This window comes from Gilliamella sp. wkB308 (assembly GCF_001690185.1).
GTDB classification, from domain to species: Bacteria; Pseudomonadota; Gammaproteobacteria; order Enterobacterales; family Orbaceae; genus Gilliamella; species Gilliamella apicola_I.
The window spans coordinates 145,575-162,334 of sequence record NZ_LZGN01000037.1 but is presented as its reverse complement, the minus strand read 5'-3'; the positions used below and the strand labels follow the sequence as shown (position 1 = coordinate 162,334).

The following is a 16,760-nucleotide window of genomic DNA, read 5'->3' as shown; positions in this document are numbered from 1 at the left end:
ACAATTTGGCAGTTATTTTTTCACGAATAAAGATAGTGAAATTGCATTTAAAAATCAATTGATAAGGAATTAGTATGCAAACTATTGAAGCTAAAGTTATCGCACCTAAAGCAAAAGTTGTCATTATTGTGGCACGTTTTAATCATTTTATAAATGATAGTCTTGTTAATGGCGCTACCGATGCATTAAAACGTATTGGGCAAGTCGATGATAAAAACATTACAGTCATTTGGGTACCAGGTGCTTATGAGATCCCACTAGCGGCAAAAGTTGCAGCACAATCTAAAAAATATGATGCAATAGTTGCATTAGGAACCGTGATTCGAGGTAGTACGGCGCATTTTGATTTTGTTGCTGGCGAATCAAGTTCTGGTTTATTAAGTGCAAGCCTAGATTATTCGATCCCAGTTGGATTTGGTATTTTAACAACTGAATCTATAGAACAAGCTATTGAACGTGCAGGCACAAAAGCGGGTAATAAAGGTGCTGAAGCAGCATTAACTGCGCTTGAAATGCTAAACGTTATTAAAGCAATTAAGGAGTAAGTTAGTGGCATCAGTCAATCCTCGTCGTCGAGCAAGAGAGTGTGCGGTACAAGCAATATACTCTTGGCAAGTTTCCCGAAATGATCTTGCCGATGTTGAGACCAGTTTTATTGCAGAACAAGATATGAAAGGCGTTGACTCCAAGTATTTTCGAGAACTCTTAAATGGGGTGGGTAAAAATACAGCAGAGTTAGATGATAAAATGGCGCCATACCTCACTGAACGTACAGTTGAAGAGCTAGGTCTAATTGAATTAGCAATATTGCGAATTGCGCTATATGAATTAACCAAACGCCAAGATGTACCGTACAAAGTCGTGATTAATGAAGCAATCGATCTAACAAAAACGTTTGGTGCTGCTGATAGCCACAAATTTGTTAACGGTGTATTAGATAAAATAGCTCCAACCATTCGTACACGATAACTGACCAAAAGTGAGATTGAAATGAACAACAATTCTGAAAAAAATAAACCAACCATTTTTTATGCGAAGAACAGTGAAACTCAGAAACGTTCTCGCTCAACTCAGCAGAAAATGACGGGTCGTAAAGACAATTTTAAAAAAGATTCATTTCAGTCTAAAACTAAAATTAGACAATCAGTAAATGACCGTATTGAAGTATTTAAACCTAAAACCAATAAAACAGGGACAGAAAAACTCAATCATAATTTAGAATCAAATTTTAAGTATGGTCAATTTGTCGAGCATGATTCCCCATGGCAGAAAAAAGTTCGTGATAATGAGCAAACGCCTACTTATGGTTATGATGAATATCGTCAACGTAAAGAAGAAACCCTCGTTTATAGTGAAAACAGTTGTAAAGCTGTTTTCAAACATCGACGTTCAGCAATCGTCAAATTATTTATTACTCAAGATATGACCTATCAGTTTAAAGATTTAATTAGCTGGTTAGTCAATCAACGTTTAGGCTATGATGTCGTATCGGTTGATCAAATTACGAAAATAACCCAAACGGAGCATCATGGTGGGATCTGTTTAATTGTTAAAAAACGTATACCACTTACATTATTCGATTACCTCGAAAAAAATAGTGGCAAAAACCAAGATTGTGTATTAGCAATTGATGATGTAAATAATCCCCATAACTTAGGTGGAATTATTCGAAGTGCCGCATTTTATGGTGTAAACGGTGTCATATTGCGTCAGACTAATTTACTCAATAGTGGCGCAGCAATGCGTATTGCCGAAGGGGGAATCGAAGCGATTGAGCCAATAAAGAGTGATGACTTTGTTGCTTCGCTTGAACGATTAAAACAACATGATTATCAGATTGTTGCTTTATTACCATGCCCGGTTAAGTCAATCAAATCGAGTGAAATACACCAAATTAAATTCAATAAAAAGGTTGCTATCGTTATTTTTCAACAAATTAATCGAAAACTGGTAGAATGTGCAGATGTAGTTGTACATTTACACGGTAATGATAATATGGCGGCACTAAATATTTCTGTTGCTACAGGTATCTTATTATCAACATTATAATTAAAAAATATGATTACTTTATTTTTGCTCAAAACATTAATGCCAATAAAGGTTAATGGTATTTGATAAAATAGGGTATATGTTAAATAGCATCAATTGGTTAGAAAATGAATATTTTTTCTGTAGATTGTTAACAAGTTTTAAATGCATTGGTAAGTGGTATGGAGTCTAAACATAAAGTTGGTTTAATTTTTGGTAAGTTTTATCCTCTACATAGTGGACATATATATTTAATTGAAAAATCGATGAGTCAGGTCAATGAATTACATATTTTTCTTGGCTGTGAACCATCACGTGATCAACAACTGTTTGACAAAAGCCATTTATCAAAACAACCTAAAGTCAGTGACCGATTCACATGGTTGAAAGAAACCTTCAAAGACCGTCATAATATTCATATTCATGTTTTAGATGAAGCTGGAATCCAATCTTATCCAAATGGGTGGAAAGACTGGAGTGATCGTGTCAAACTTATTTTGAATGAATATAAAATCAAACCAACGGTTATATTTACCAGTGAACCTCAAGATGTAAAAAATCATGAGCTTTATTTCGGTTGCCCAGCAATGATTATTGATGCTGATCGCAACTTTATGAATATTAGTGCTACTCAAATACGCGAAAAACCCTACCAAAATTGGTCTTTTATAGCACAAGCTGCCAAGCCTTTTTTTGTCAGAAAAGTGGCGATTATAGGACAAGGAATATTTAAAGAACTTCCAATACAGCTCGCTAATATTTACAACACGCAATATGTATCAAACGGCTATATTAATTATATCGAACGGGAATTAACAAACTCACATAATAAGCGTTATTTAAGTGAGGCTGATTACCTTAAAATTGCAATGTTACATGTTGAACGGATATCGAGTGCTGAAGTACAGGCTAATAAATTACTGTTTGCTTCAATCGATTTTGATACGTTAGCAGATTATTATCAGCAAGTGTTTGATAAAGAACATCAAGTTTTAAACGCATTAAAAGAAAATTATCATTTTGATTTAGTCATCCATGAAAAAGATTTTGACCCAAAACTCTCATCATTAGAATATTTTGAAACCGTATCCAATATGGTCGAAAGGTTGTTGATTTAGTTCATCACTTTTATTCTGGCTTATGCTAAAATAGCCTAAATCTTTGTGATGGGTAAATTTTATGTCTCAATCTTCTGACAAACAAAATAACGATAATCAAGAAAAAATAGATTTTGGTTTTACGCAAGTTTTAAAACAAGATAAAGTTAAACGTGTTGCGGATGTCTTTCATTCCGTTGCCGACAAATATGATGTAATGAATGATTTAATGTCATTTGGTATTCATCGTATTTGGAAAAAAATTACCATTGAATATAGCAGTGTGCGTAAAGGTCAAAAAGTATTAGATCTTGCTGGTGGCACTGGAGATTTAACTGCAAAATTCTCACAATTAATTGGCGATGACGGATTAGTGGTGCTCGCTGATATCAATGAATCCATGTTAAAAGTTGGACGCGAAAAGCTTCGTGACAAAGGATTATTTAAAAATATTGAATATGTACAAGCTAACGCTGAAGAGTTACCTTTTGCTGACAATTTTTTTGACTGTATTACCATCTCTTTTGGTCTACGTAATGTGACTGACAAAAATAAAGCGTTACAATCCATGTGGCGAGTATTAAAACCTGGTGGGCGTTTATTAATTCTTGAATTTTCCAAACCGCAATATCCAATTTTAAATAAAGCTTATGATCTTTATTCATTTACTATGTTACCGTTAATGGGCAAAGTTATTGCGAATGATGCTGATAGTTACCGTTATTTAGCGGAATCAATTCGAATGCATCCTGATCAAAAAACATTGAAAAAAATGATGGAAGATGCAGGATTTGTAGATGTCAAATATCACAATATGACTGGTGGTATTGTGGCGTTACATACTGGTTTTAAATTTTAAGCGATGAAATATAATGACATTTTTCAGACTCTATAAAATATTAACCGTTTTTCGTGCATATCAATTAAATGAATTATTGCCAACTAACCGATTTTCAAAGTGGTTACCAATTTTAATATCATGTTTATTTTGGATAAGGCCGAAAGCAAAACATGAAGAAATTGGCGAGCGATTACGTCAAGCATTGCAAGAGCTTGGGCCGGTCTGGATAAAATTTGGTCAAATGATATCAACTCGTCGAGATGTGCTTTCTAAAGATATTGCAGACAGTTTAGCTAAATTACAAGACCAAGTTGATCCTTTTGACGGAAAAGTGGCAAAACAACTAATCGAAAAAGCACTAGGTCAGCCAATCGATTATTATTTTTCAGATTTTGATGAGCAACCATTGGCATCGGCATCGATTGCACAAGTTCATACAGCCATATTAAAACGCAGCCAAGCTGAAATTGTCATTAAAGTATTGCGTCCTAACATAATACCTGTCATAAAAGCGGATATTGGTTTAATGTATTGGCTTGCCAAACAATTTACTAAACGCATTAAGTTCGGTGCAAAGTTACGAGCTATTGAAATCGTACGTGACTATGAACTTACCTTAATGAAAGAGTTAGACTTACAACAAGAAGCTTATAATACCATTCGGTTACGTGACAATTTTATCAATAGCAACATATTGTATATACCTTACATCTATCAAGAACTCTGTCGAGAAACTATCTTAGTTGAGGAACACATAAAAGGTGTGCCAATTGGTGATATCCAAACACTTAAACAACACAACATTGATATGAAGTTACTTGCTGAACGAGGTGTTCAAGCTTTTTTCACGCAGGTTTTCAAAGATAATTTTTTCCATGCCGATATGCATCCGGGCAATATTTTTATTGACATTACCGAGCCACAAAACCCTCGTTATATTGGAATTGATTGCGCTATTATTGGAATTTTAACAGAAGATGACCAGCACTATCTTGCTGAAAATTTTCTTGCTTTTTTTAATCAAGATTATCGCAAAATTGCCGAAACCTACATTGCATCGGGTTGGGTTCCTGAATCTACCGATCCAATTGCTTTTGAAATGGCAATGCGCAACGTATGCGAGCCTGCTTTTGCAAAACCGTTGGCTGAAATCTCATTCTCACAAATTTTACTAAAATTATTTGATGTTGCTAGACGATTTGAAATGGAGATTCAACCACAATTAATCTTGTTGCAAAAAACGCTATTTTATATTGAAGGTTTGGGGCGTCAACTATATCCAGAACTCGACTTATGGCAAACCGCTAAACCATTCTTAGAAAAATGGTATGAAGACAAATATAGTGCTAAAACAATTATTCAACAAGCATGGGCTTCATTACCACAATGGCGAACGCTTTTGCCTGAACTGCCTGCAAAACTTAATGATTACGCACGCATGACAAAACAGATGAATCATCAAATTAAACAGATTAATCATGAATTAACGTGTCGCAAAAAAAGAGAACGAATTTTATACAGCTTAATAGGAATACTAACTATATTATTTATGTCTATGCTGATTATTCATTAAATGAGTTATTTGGGAATCTGATAATTTAAGTGTATAATCAAAATCACAAATGACGTCGGAGATAATTATCATGATGCCAAGTTGGCCTCAATTACTCATATTAATCGCAGTTATTGTATTATTGTTTGGAACCAAAAAATTACGCTCATTAGGTTCGGATCTTGGTGCATCAATTAAAGGCTTTAAAAAAGCAATGAATGAGGATGATGATAAAACAACATCGACAGAACAACCTAATAAAGTTGAAACTGTAGATTCCTCTAACGATGAACAAACGACAAAAAAAGAGTAGGTTGTGTTTGATATCAGCTTTGGTCAATTATTATTAGTTTTAATTATTGGACTGGTTGTATTAGGGCCCGAGCGTTTGCCTATTGCAATTAAAACCGTTGCAGGTTGGATTAAAGTATTACGACGAATGTCGGCAACTGTTCAACTAGAACTCAACAAAGAGTTAAAACTGCAAGAATTACAAGATAGTTTAAAAAAGGCAGAACAAAGTGGTTTAACCAACTTAACACCTGAAATCCAAGAATCGATTGATGATTTAAAACGTGTGACGGAATCGTTACAAAAAGAGATTGATTCAGCAACCCAAACCGATATTGAAACCCCAAATAAAGACAAATCATGACAGACGACGCATCTCAACCTTTAATTGGACACCTTGTTGAACTTAGAACTCGACTTTTACGTTGTATTATCTGCATTTTATTAGTTCTGGTTTGTCTGCTCTATTTTTCTAATGACATTTATCACATTGTTGCTAATCCGTTAATTAGTCAATTACCTACCGGTAGTAGCATGATTGCAACTGATATCGCAGCCCCTTTTTTTACACCAATTAAATTAACGGCAGTGGTGGCGATATTTATCTCTATTCCCTATGTACTTTATCAAGTGTGGGGATTTGTTGCACCCGCGTTATATCAAAATGAAAAACGTTTAGTCATGCCACTGATTATATCAAGCACAGTACTATTTTATATAGGTATTGCTTTTGCTTATTTTGTGGTATTTCCACTCGCATTTTACTTTTTTATCCACACTGCACCAATTGATGTGGCAATTAACACCGATATCACCAAATATCTTGATTTCGTTATGACGTTGTTTGTGGTATTCGGATTTGCTTTTGAAGTCCCTGTCGCCATTATATTACTCTGTTGGACAGGCGTGACCACACCAAAAAGTCTAAGGAAAAAAAGACCTTACATCATTGTCGCTGTATTTGCCGTTGCTATGTTTGTTACCCCACCTGATGTGTTTTCACAAATATTATTAGCGATACCAATTTGTTTACTGTTTGAAATTGGCACCTTTTTCGCCCGTTTTTATCAACCTCGTAAAAATGAGGAAGATGAAGATAGTGAATAACAAACACAATGAATACGGACTTTGATGCAAGCAAAGATAACTCAAAAATATAAATATTGTGGCTGGCATAAAATTACGTCAACAATTGAATAACTTGTCCTTTCTACAAACCGATCCTAAGGGCGGCATCGACCAATACCGACAAAAAACGATTGCTCTAAAAAATTACTTAATTTTTGATGTATTTATGTATTACTAAAAACCCTATCACAATAGTTGGAAAACAACGCTGTTAAAAAAATTATTTAAAGTAAAATAAGTTATAAGTCAAAATTAACCAATTAGAAAAATAGGTTATTAAATAAAAATCTACTAATTGTGGATATTAATCGTTAAAAACTATTGTTAAATTTTAAAATAAATACTTTTTTTATTTTTCACTTTATGCAAAGCTAATAGCTAATTTTAGTAATCAGCACGAAGGAAATTTAATGACTAAACATTATGATTATATTGCAATCGGTGGTGGAAGTGGTGGCATAGCATCGGTAAACCGAGCGGCTTCTTATGGCAAAAAATGCGCAATCATCGAAGCAAAATCTTTAGGTGGGACTTGCGTCAACGTGGGTTGTGTGCCCAAAAAAATCATGTGGTATGGCGCTCAAATTGCTGAAGCAATCAATCATTATGGCCCTGATTATGGATTTGATACGACTATCAATCAATTTAGTTGGGATAAACTGCTGGCAAGCCGAAACGCTTACATCGACCGAATACATCAGTCTTATGACCGTGTACTAACCAATAATAAAGTCGATGTCATTTATGGTTATGCTAAATTTGTTGATTCTCACACCATTGACGTGAATGGTGAACAATATACCGCCGATCACATACTAATAGCCGTTGGTGGAAAACCGAGTATTCCGAATATTCCTGGTGCGGAATATGGTATTACATCTGATGGTTTTTTTGCACTCAAAGCTTTACCTAAACGTGTAGCTGTCGTGGGGGCAGGCTATATTGCTTGTGAAATAGCCAGCGTATTACATTCATTAGGTTCTCAAACTCATCAATTTATACGCCAAGCGACACCTTTACGCAGTTTTGATCCACTCATCATTGAAACCTTAATGGAAGTGATAGCCAGTGAAGGTCAACAACTCCACACGTTTGCGATTCCAAAATCAGTGACTAAAAATAGTGATAACTCGTTAACGTTAAACCTTGAAAATGGAGAAAGTTATACTGTTGATTGTATCATTTGGGCAATTGGTCGTGAACCCGCAACACAAAATATGAACTTACTGGCGGCTGGTATCAAGGTTAACGATAACGGATTTATTGTTGTAGACAAGTACCAAAATACAAATGTTGCTGGTATTTACTCGGTTGGCGATGACACAGGCGCAACAGCCTTAACCCCTGTTGCTGTAGCTGCCGGTCGTCGCTTATCTGAACGGTTATTTAATAACAAACCTGATGAACATTTAGATTATAACAATATTCCAACTGTTGTCTTTACGCATCCTGCAATTGGTACTGTTGGATTGACAGAGCCTGAAGCGATTTTACAATATGGACAAGAAAACGTTAAAGTCTATAAATCAACTTTTACTGCGATGTATACAGCCGTAACACAGCATCGTCAACCTTGTCGAATGAAATTAGTCTGTGTTGGTGATGACGAAAAAATTATCGGCATTCATGGTATCGGTTATGGTATGGATGAAATATTACAAGGTTTTGCGGTAGCACTCAAAATGGGCGCAACCAAAAAAGATTTTGATAACACCATAGCCATTCATCCAACCGCCGCAGAAGAATTTGTCACCATGCGTTAATTGTCGATTTGTCTGGATTCAAAATAGAATAAAAAAAGCAGGCAACATCCTGCTTTTTTATTGATAGAATTATTTATTATTGGGTTTATTTGACCAACCTTTTTTTGCTAACGGATAAAACCCCACCGCAACAGCAATTAACGCGACAAACGAGATATAAATACCTGCACCAAGATAACTATATTGACCCAATAAATGTTCAGGGCTCAAAAGATAAATAGTTAAAGTTGGTGTAATTGCGCTAAACAAAGCGTAGGCTAAATTATAAGAAAACGACAAACCCGAATAACGAATCGCAGGTGGAAAAGTTCTTGTACCAATGATTGGTGTCATGGCGATTGCACCAATAAATAAACCAAATATTGCCCAAGTTAAATATAATTTAGTAAGTGAAATAGTTGGCGATAAAATACTATAAAAATAGATACTCATCACAGCCAAACCACCCCATGTTATGATCACTGTTTTTGTTGTCCCCAGTTTGTCTTCTAACCAGCCTGAAATAACACAACCGATAGTTAAGGTTAATGCCGCAATACAACCACCAATTCGCCAATCCAGATTGGCAAAATGGTACATTCCACCAACAATACGCCCTGGTGTTATTAAAATACCCACCATAATTGCAGTGGATAATGACCAAGTTAAAAGTGCCACAATCAAACACGCCGTTTTATGATTTTTTAACACCGAAATGACAGGAATATTTTTTTCAATTGCCTTACGGGCGGCTAATTCTTTGAAAATAGGGGTTTCGGATAAAAACCGACGCAAATAAACCGAAATGATGCCAAAAATACCACCAACAATAAAAGGGATTCGCCAAGCATAATCTAAAATATTTTGGTGGCTAAAACAAAGATCAATAATAATGGTCACAATAAAGCCAAGTAAAATACCCCCAGTAATACCCGAAGTTAAGGTTCCGACACCAAAGCCATAACGTTGTTTTGGCACGTGTTCAGCAATAAAAACCCAAGCGCCCGGCATTTCACCGCCAATGGCTGCTCCTTGCAACATACGCATCACTAATAATAACAACGGTGCAAAAATTCCAATGGTTTCGTAGGTGGGTAAAATACCAATAATAAATGTGGGTAAAGCCATCATTGACACGCTAAGTGTGAACATTTTTTTGCGACCGACTTTATCGCCAAAATGAGCCATAATGATACCGCCAACAGGGCGAACCAAGTAGCCAGCAGCAAAAATTCCCCATGCAAAAAGATCTAATGTTAAAGGTGATAACGTATGGGGTAAAAATAGAGGTTTGACAATCGTATCGATATACAGGGCATAGATGACAAAATCATAAAATTCTAACGTTCCCCCCAAAGAAGATAAAACTAATGTTTTTAAATCTTTACTGTTTAATGGCCTTGCAGCAGGCTGCCATTCTGCGTTAATTTCAGATTGACTCATGAAAAAACCTTATTTTTATGGTTAAAATAAAATAGAAAATAAAGAAAATGACTCTTTTTTAACTAAATCTTGTTATAAAAATCACATTCTGCCATAAAAAATTGTATTTAATTTCATCATAAAAAAATTTAATGAATGCGGTAAAACTGAACATTTGATTTATAATAATTAAAACATTTAATTATTTTATGTTGTACTATCAATAAACTATGTTAACTAAGGATGAATTTGGGGATGATGACTAAAACATTAACACGCTGTGACTGGGTTTCAAACGATCCTTTATATATAAATTATCACGATAACGAATGGGGGGTTGCCCAGTATGATAGTCTAAAATTATTTGAAAAAATCTGTTTAGAAGGACAACAAGCTGGATTATCTTGGATCACGGTATTGAAAAAACGTGAAGAATATCGGCGCTGTTTTTATGATTTTAACCCTGAAAAAATTATTACATTAACCCTAAAAGATGTTGAACGTTTACTTGAAAACAAAGGACTGATTCGGAATCGATTAAAACTAAATAGTATTATAAAAAATGCACAAGCTTATCTAACAATGAAAAGTAATAATGAAGATTTTTCGACATTTATTTGGTCTTTTGTCGACGGTAAACCAATTATCAATCACTACAAAGAGCTTAGTGAAGTGCCTGTCAGTACCGATATATCTGATAAACTATCAAAGGCATTAAAAAAACGAGGCTTTTCTTTTGTTGGGTCAACGATTTGTTACGCTTTTATGCAATCAATGGGATTAGTCAATGACCATTTTGAACATTGTTATAAAAAATAGGAGTTAAAAGAAATGATCACCAAATTATTTAAGTATGGCTTAGCGTTAACCTTGACTTATTTTGTTATCACTAACATCGTTATTTATCTTTATTCTAAACAAAAGCCAGAGCCAGATGCCGACACCTTAGTTGTATTAGGCGCACTTGTTGTAGGTAATCCTGCTGTTCCCCATTACACCTTAGCCCAACGATTAGATGTTGCCTACGATTATTTACAACGTAATCCACGAACGAAAGTTGTTGTGTGTGGGGGACAAGGTAATAATGAGTCGGCGACCGAAGCAAGTGTGATGGCACAATATCTAATTAATAAAGGTATTGATCCAAAACGGGTATACCAAGAAGATAAATCGACGCGAACAGCTCAACAATTTGTCTATGCCAATCGTGTATTGCCGTTAGGCAAGACAGTTGTGGTAACTAATGATTTTCATATGCTGCGTTCGCTAATGCTAGCTAAACGTTCAGGCTTTAACGAAATATCAGGTTTATCGGCACCATTAGGGTGGGGAAATGAAGAAAAATATGTCGCATTAATCCGAGAACCCCTAGCATTGGCAAATTCTTGGTTATTCGATCATCCAAAGAAAGATGAATAATCAGCCGACTGATTCTATCACTTAAATAATCAATGAATAACGGCAAAACCCATAGTCACTACTGTTTTTGCCGTGCGTCCATGCTATTATTAGGCATTCAAATTTAAATCAGCTACAAACATATATGAAAACAGATACCATTGTTGCACAAGCAACGCCACCCGGTCGAGGTGGTGTGGGCATTTTGCGAATTTCGGGGCCACAGGCGCAAACCGTTGCGCAAGCGATACTCGGCAAAATACCAAAACCTCGCTATGCGGAGTATCTTCCATTTTTAGCTTCTGACGGCACAACCTTAGACGAAGGAATAGCGCTATTTTTTCCTAATCCTCACTCATTTACGGGCGAAGATGTACTAGAGTTACAAGGGCATGGTGGGCCTGTCATTTTAGATTTGCTTTTAAAACGGGTATTAGAGATTGCTAACGTCCGTATTGCAAAACCGGGTGAATTTTCAGAGCGTGCTTTTTTGAATGATAAATTAGATTTAGCCCAAGCCGAAGCCATAGCCGATTTAATTGATGCAAGTTCTGAGCAAGCTGCAAAATCAGCGATTTCATCCTTGCAAGGTGTGTTTTCGAAAAAAATTAATGAATTGGTTGAATCATTAATTCATTTACGCATTTTTACCGAAGCAGCAATAGACTTTCCTGAAGAAGAGATCGACTTTTTATCTGATGGCAAAATAGAAGCACAACTTAATGAAGTAATTACTCGCTTAAACGAAGTTCGCCAAGAAGCGAAACAAGGCTCACTATTACGAGAAGGGATGAAAGTGGTGATAGCTGGTCGTCCAAATGCCGGTAAATCAAGCCTACTTAATGCGTTGGCTGGTCGTGATGCGGCGATTGTTACCGATATTGCAGGCACAACGCGTGACGTATTACGTGAACATATTCATATCGATGGTATGCCCCTACATATTATTGATACTGCGGGTTTACGTGATGCCAGTGACGAAGTTGAACGCATTGGTATTGAACGAGCTTGGCAAGAAATTGAACAAGCAGATAGGGTACTATTTATGGTCGATAGCACCACTACAACCGAAACCAATCCCGAAAAGTTATGGCCAGAATTTATAGAACGGCTACCCAAAAATATGCCTGTTACAGTCATACGCAACAAAGCAGATTTAACGGGTGAAGCATTAGGTTATAGTGAAGTCAATGGTTACTCACTTATCCAACTTTCCGCACGAACAGGGGAAGGGGTAACGCTACTTCGTGATCACTTAAAACAAGCTATGGGCTTTACCAGTAGTACTGAAGGCGGATTTTTAGCGCGTCGACGACACCTGCAAGCACTCAAAAAAGCGTCAGAACACCTCAACAATGGTAAGTACCAACTGACGGCTTTCCATGCTGGTGAACTTCTTGCCGAAGAACTCAGACTTGCCCAAGAAGCGCTAAGCGAAATCACTGGTGAATTTACCTCCGACGATTTATTAGGTCGTATCTTCAGTTCGTTTTGTATTGGAAAATAAGACTTAACTAGGTTACTGCATTTAAATTTAATGAATTTTCATAGTGTTACTCTTTAAAATTAACTATTGCAAAATGTTCAAAAAAAGGGTAATTTTACGTTTAGATATTGTTAACAATTTTTAAAGAATATTTAAAATATAAAATTGTATAAATTTGAAAGCAGTAACTGAAAAACTAGAAAAATTTTTAGATTATTGATTTTTTAACTAATATTAAATCAATTAAGCTTAATTTGTGAATACAAAATAAATCATAATATCTTACCTTAAGGTCAGATATATTAATAGGTAAAAACCTGCCACATTGTAAACTTCACACTTATCGCTTCAATTTTAACAATATCTTATTCAAAATATCGCAAAATAAATATTTTTATATTTATCACATGGAAATAACTCACACAAGTTGAGTTAAAAGGAATATTAATAAAAAATTGGAATGAATTAAATGGAAAAGCATACAACCACCAAAACCACAAAAGAAGAACAACTTCAAAAACAAAAAGAAGAGCAAGCCGCTGAACTCGAAGATCGCATTATTTATGCTGAAGCAAACAATGATGGCAAAGATTCTCGTTCAGCTTTAGCAAATGGTGGTTGTGGCGTTTGCGAACGTCAAGGATTCCCCATTTTTCTGGTCAGAAAAGCGCCGATTAGTAAAAATTTTAACTTAGCACAAAAAATGGGGGAAACCATTAAATTATTGGAAGACAATCGAGAGCCACCCATTGGTTTAGTCACCCATAAATATGTCTATCGAACCTTATGCGTGGGTTACGTTTATATCTTAGTCAAACATAAAACGAAAGGGTGGGAGTTTTTAGGATATGAAGTGACGCCTTCAGGCGTATTTCGCCATAAAACCATTACTGACTTAAAAGAGTGAAACATTAAAAAGATCCCAGAAAGTTGTACCAAAGACGGCAATCACCATATACCCGGTTCTTTTATCAATATTGACACCTCAATATATGAAGGCAAAGCCTACATTGCTTACACTCGTCGAGCCTGGTCTCAAGGTAAAAACAGTACAATAGAAAAATATCTAAAATTAATGAATGAATCCTCGATCACAATTGAAGTACCTTCTAGAAAAAGATCTTCTTCGACAACCGGTGATTCTTCGACAAAAGAACATTTTGAGAAAAATATTCGTTTAGAAGAAGCGATTAAACGTTTTACTAAAATTAACCTGAATCAAGAAGCATACAAAGATCCAAGCAAATTAACTGACTGGGGCAAGCGAAGTTTTGAGTTTAAAAAACTCAAATCCGATAATTCATTATTAGAGCTGGCTGCTGATCCACGATTTATCATCACACATGACGGTAAAAAACGTTTGTTAAGTTCGAAAACTTCATCACAGCCCACAAATTTAACTCATTACGAGACAGGTCAAACGCAAATAATAAAGAGTTTTTAGCGACAAGCTTTGTATTAGATGCGCAAATTGAGAAATTAGAACAAACGCGTGAATACAAAGTCCCTGTTGTGGTTCAGGAAGATCCGTTTGGTATAGCGGAAGAACTGAGCTTACAACGACAATTAAGGATTGAGCCCATAGCGCAACTGGTGATCAAATCCGAAGAGATTTATAACCAAAAAATTGATGAACATTTCAATAAAATCTTGGGGTCTAAACGTGTGGATAGACCAAGTCATGAAGATGAAAATGTCAATCAACCCCAAAATACCCCAAATTCAAATAAAATAATAATAAGCCAAGATTATAATTACTATTACAATGCGACTTTGGCTGCGGGAGTAAATGCAGATTATTTTAGAGAAAAAACACTGCATAAACGTAAAACGTTATCATTGATAAATGAATATCGCAATCAAATCAAAGCAATAGAATTATCAAAAGCACAAGAAGAGCTAGAGTATGACTATATATCAGAATCCAGGATAGGAATTAACAGGCAAACTAGTGTTTGGCCAAAAACAAAATACTTACTATCAAAGGGATATTTTGAAGTTCCGATGACAGCTGAAGAAAAACTTAACCATCTGAAAAAATTAATAAAAAGGATGGTTTATTTAAACAAGCTGAATATTTCGATGTCAAAGCTTTTAAACATAACAGTATAGTAAGTGGTCGTGCCGAACTCGATGCTTTAATGAGAACCAGCAAACATTTGGAAAAATATGAAAAGCTATTAAAACCGGGTGCTGAAACTCAATTTACCAATTTAGAAAAAAACAGATATAACGCTATAATCAGTTCGATTAATCACTTTTCGCAGGACTATTTGTATTATTTGCTATGGTTATTGGGATATCCAATCTTGTCAAAACATACTCCGGACAAAATGATCCGATTTAATAGTTGCAAATTTTGGTTAATAGAGTGTGATACAAATTGCTCTAACAACCATGTAGGTTATCTTTCAGATTTTTTAGCAATCATTGATTTTACATGTATAGGTGGCGTGACGAACCCAATACAAATAGCATTATGGGAGAACTTAATCAATTATGACGATGGTATTTTTTATTATCTGCTTGATGGACGAAGTAACAGTTTTTGGGAGTTAATCATAAAAAAACGCCTTAACATCATAAAACAAGAGCTGGAAGCGGAAGTTGAATTAGTATAAACAAACCATTGTTATGTGTAGATTATTTGTGATTCAGAATAAATAAATCTCGTTATTTATTCTTTTATTATTTTTTAAATAAAATCTAAAATACTTTTTGAAAAGTAATCTTACTGGCCTTATTTTAAATAAGTCTTCTAATCATCATAAAAACATTAATATGCAAAAATGTTGTATTATTATAATCTAAGATAATAAGCTTAGTTTGTATTTTTTATTTTCTTTAGATAGTATAATGAATCGACCCCATATCCTAAAATAGTAGCAATGAAACCATTATTGAAATATAGAGGTGGAAAATCAAAAGAAATTCCACATTTAGAAAAACATATACCATTTTTCAGAGGTCGTTATATTGAGCCTTTTTTGGGTGGTGGTGCAATGTTTTTTTATTTAGAACCTAAAAAGGCAATTATAAACGACATCAATTCAAAACTAATGATGTTCTATAAGAGCGTAAAATTTGACTTTGAAACTCTACAAAAGGAGCTTTCTGAAATTGAAAAAATGTATCGTCTAAATCGAAAAAAATTTGAAGAGTTAAAAGCAATAACTCCCACGAAAAGAGTAAATGACGATAACGAAGTTCTTTACTACCAAATCAGAGATATGTTCAATGATTTAGCGAACAAAAAATATTCAGATGCTTTGCTTTATTTTTTCATCAACAAAACTGCATATTCAGGAATGATACGCTATAACTCAAAAGGTGAGTTCAACGTCCCTTACGGACGATATACTAATTTAAACACATCATTGGTTACAAAGGCTCACAGCCAATTACTCTCCAATGCGGAAATTTACAACTGTGATTACAAAAATATTTTTGAAATGGCAAATGAAGATGATTTTATGTTTTTAGACCCACCTTATGATTGTACTTTTTCTGATTATGGAAATGCTGAACATAAAGACGGCTTTAATGAAAAAAATCACACCGAATTAGCTGACGCATACAAACGACTAAAATGCAAAGCATTAATGGTTATTGGTAGAACTCCTCTAACCGAAAAACTTTATAGAAATATGATTGTAGATGAATATGGAAAAACGTATGCTGTCAATATCAGAAACCGATTTAAGTCGGAAGCTAATCATATTGTAATTTGTAATTACTGAAATGTAGTAAAAAAACAGTTAGAAAAATTAGAACT

Annotated in this window: 18 protein-coding genes and 1 pseudogene; 18 read left to right on the top strand and 1 reads right to left on the bottom strand. The window is 34.9% G+C overall.

The window, feature by feature from the left end:
• Positions 1-74: 74 nt before the first annotated feature.
• The 10 genes and pseudogenes from ribH (at position 75) to gorA (ending at position 8,700) form a co-directional block, all read left to right on the top strand.
• Entirely contained in the window at positions 75-545 is a 471-nt protein-coding gene (gene ribH, locus A9G10_RS07150) for a 6,7-dimethyl-8-ribityllumazine synthase (protein ID WP_065558859.1), read from the top strand.
• Between the two features lie 4 nt (positions 546-549).
• Positions 550-969, top strand: a complete 420-nt coding sequence (gene nusB, locus A9G10_RS07145; RefSeq protein ID WP_065558858.1) for a transcription antitermination factor NusB — start codon at positions 550-552, stop codon at positions 967-969.
• 21 nt (positions 970-990) lie between these two features.
• Positions 991-2,049, top strand: coding sequence for a TrmH family RNA methyltransferase (locus A9G10_RS07140; protein WP_065558857.1), 1,059 nt, complete (start codon positions 991-993; stop codon positions 2,047-2,049).
• Between the two features lie 161 nt (positions 2,050-2,210).
• On the top strand, positions 2,211-3,146 hold the full coding sequence (nadR, locus tag A9G10_RS07135) for a multifunctional transcriptional regulator/nicotinamide-nucleotide adenylyltransferase/ribosylnicotinamide kinase NadR (RefSeq protein ID WP_065558856.1): 936 nt from the start codon (positions 2,211-2,213) through the stop codon (positions 3,144-3,146).
• 61 nt (positions 3,147-3,207) lie between these two features.
• The gene (gene ubiE / locus A9G10_RS07130) at positions 3,208-3,984 is read left to right on the top strand and encodes a bifunctional demethylmenaquinone methyltransferase/2-methoxy-6-polyprenyl-1,4-benzoquinol methylase UbiE (RefSeq protein WP_065558855.1); all 777 of its coding nucleotides are present in this window, start codon (positions 3,208-3,210) and stop codon (positions 3,982-3,984) included.
• A gap of 13 nt (positions 3,985-3,997) precedes the next feature.
• Entirely contained in the window at positions 3,998-5,539 is a 1,542-nt protein-coding gene (gene ubiB, locus A9G10_RS07125) for a ubiquinone biosynthesis regulatory protein kinase UbiB (RefSeq protein WP_065558854.1), read from the top strand.
• A 70-nt stretch (positions 5,540-5,609) separates the two neighbouring features.
• Positions 5,610-5,831 carry a twin-arginine translocase TatA/TatE family subunit gene (gene tatA / locus A9G10_RS07120; protein ID WP_065558853.1) on the top strand — a complete coding sequence of 74 codons (222 nt, stop codon included), beginning with the start codon at positions 5,610-5,612 and terminating at the stop codon, positions 5,829-5,831.
• A 3-nt stretch (positions 5,832-5,834) separates the two neighbouring features.
• Positions 5,835-6,122, top strand: a pseudogene (gene tatB, locus A9G10_RS07115) (Sec-independent protein translocase protein TatB); the annotation flags it as partial.
• 47 nt (positions 6,123-6,169) lie between these two features.
• Positions 6,170-6,916 carry a twin-arginine translocase subunit TatC gene (gene tatC, locus A9G10_RS07110; RefSeq protein ID WP_065558852.1) on the top strand — a complete coding sequence of 249 codons (747 nt, stop codon included), beginning with the start codon at positions 6,170-6,172 and terminating at the stop codon, positions 6,914-6,916.
• A gap of 431 nt (positions 6,917-7,347) precedes the next feature.
• Positions 7,348-8,700: a glutathione-disulfide reductase gene (gene gorA, locus A9G10_RS07105; RefSeq protein ID WP_065558851.1), complete on the top strand. Its 1,353-nt coding sequence runs from the start codon at positions 7,348-7,350 to the stop codon at positions 8,698-8,700.
• 69 nt (positions 8,701-8,769) lie between these two features.
• On the opposite strand, the gene A9G10_RS07100 is transcribed toward gorA, so the two are convergent.
• The gene (locus A9G10_RS07100) at positions 8,770-10,122 is read right to left on the bottom strand and encodes an MFS transporter (RefSeq protein ID WP_065558850.1); all 1,353 of its coding nucleotides are present in this window, start codon (positions 10,120-10,122) and stop codon (positions 8,770-8,772) included.
• Between the two features lie 237 nt (positions 10,123-10,359).
• Here A9G10_RS07100 and A9G10_RS07095 point away from each other — a divergent pair, with 237 nt between their 5' ends.
• From A9G10_RS07095 to A9G10_RS07060, 8 genes are all read left to right on the top strand, one after another.
• Positions 10,360-10,920 carry a DNA-3-methyladenine glycosylase I gene (locus A9G10_RS07095; protein ID WP_065559022.1) on the top strand — a complete coding sequence of 187 codons (561 nt, stop codon included), beginning with the start codon at positions 10,360-10,362 and terminating at the stop codon, positions 10,918-10,920.
• A gap of 12 nt (positions 10,921-10,932) precedes the next feature.
• The gene (locus A9G10_RS07090; RefSeq protein ID WP_065558849.1) at positions 10,933-11,520 is read left to right on the top strand and encodes a YdcF family protein; all 588 of its coding nucleotides are present in this window, start codon (positions 10,933-10,935) and stop codon (positions 11,518-11,520) included.
• A gap of 124 nt (positions 11,521-11,644) precedes the next feature.
• Entirely contained in the window at positions 11,645-13,006 is a 1,362-nt protein-coding gene (gene mnmE, locus A9G10_RS07085; RefSeq protein WP_065558848.1) for a tRNA uridine-5-carboxymethylaminomethyl(34) synthesis GTPase MnmE, read from the top strand.
• Positions 13,007-13,454: 448 nt separating this feature from the next.
• On the top strand, positions 13,455-13,892 hold the full coding sequence (locus A9G10_RS07080; RefSeq protein ID WP_065558847.1) for a toxin VasX: 438 nt from the start codon (positions 13,455-13,457) through the stop codon (positions 13,890-13,892).
• 168 nt (positions 13,893-14,060) lie between these two features.
• Complete coding sequence (locus A9G10_RS07075) at positions 14,061-14,429, top strand: hypothetical protein (protein ID WP_065558846.1); 369 nt, start codon at positions 14,061-14,063, stop codon at positions 14,427-14,429.
• A 68-nt stretch (positions 14,430-14,497) separates the two neighbouring features.
• Positions 14,498-15,097 carry a hypothetical protein gene (locus tag A9G10_RS07070; protein WP_065558845.1) on the top strand — a complete coding sequence of 200 codons (600 nt, stop codon included), beginning with the start codon at positions 14,498-14,500 and terminating at the stop codon, positions 15,095-15,097.
• A 29-nt stretch (positions 15,098-15,126) separates the two neighbouring features.
• The gene (locus A9G10_RS07065; RefSeq protein ID WP_065558844.1) at positions 15,127-15,606 is read left to right on the top strand and encodes a hypothetical protein; all 480 of its coding nucleotides are present in this window, start codon (positions 15,127-15,129) and stop codon (positions 15,604-15,606) included.
• A gap of 267 nt (positions 15,607-15,873) precedes the next feature.
• A complete protein-coding gene (locus tag A9G10_RS07060; protein ID WP_065558843.1) occupies positions 15,874-16,725 on the top strand; it encodes a DNA adenine methylase in 852 nt (283 codons plus the stop codon).
• Positions 16,726-16,760: the final 35 nt, after the last annotated feature.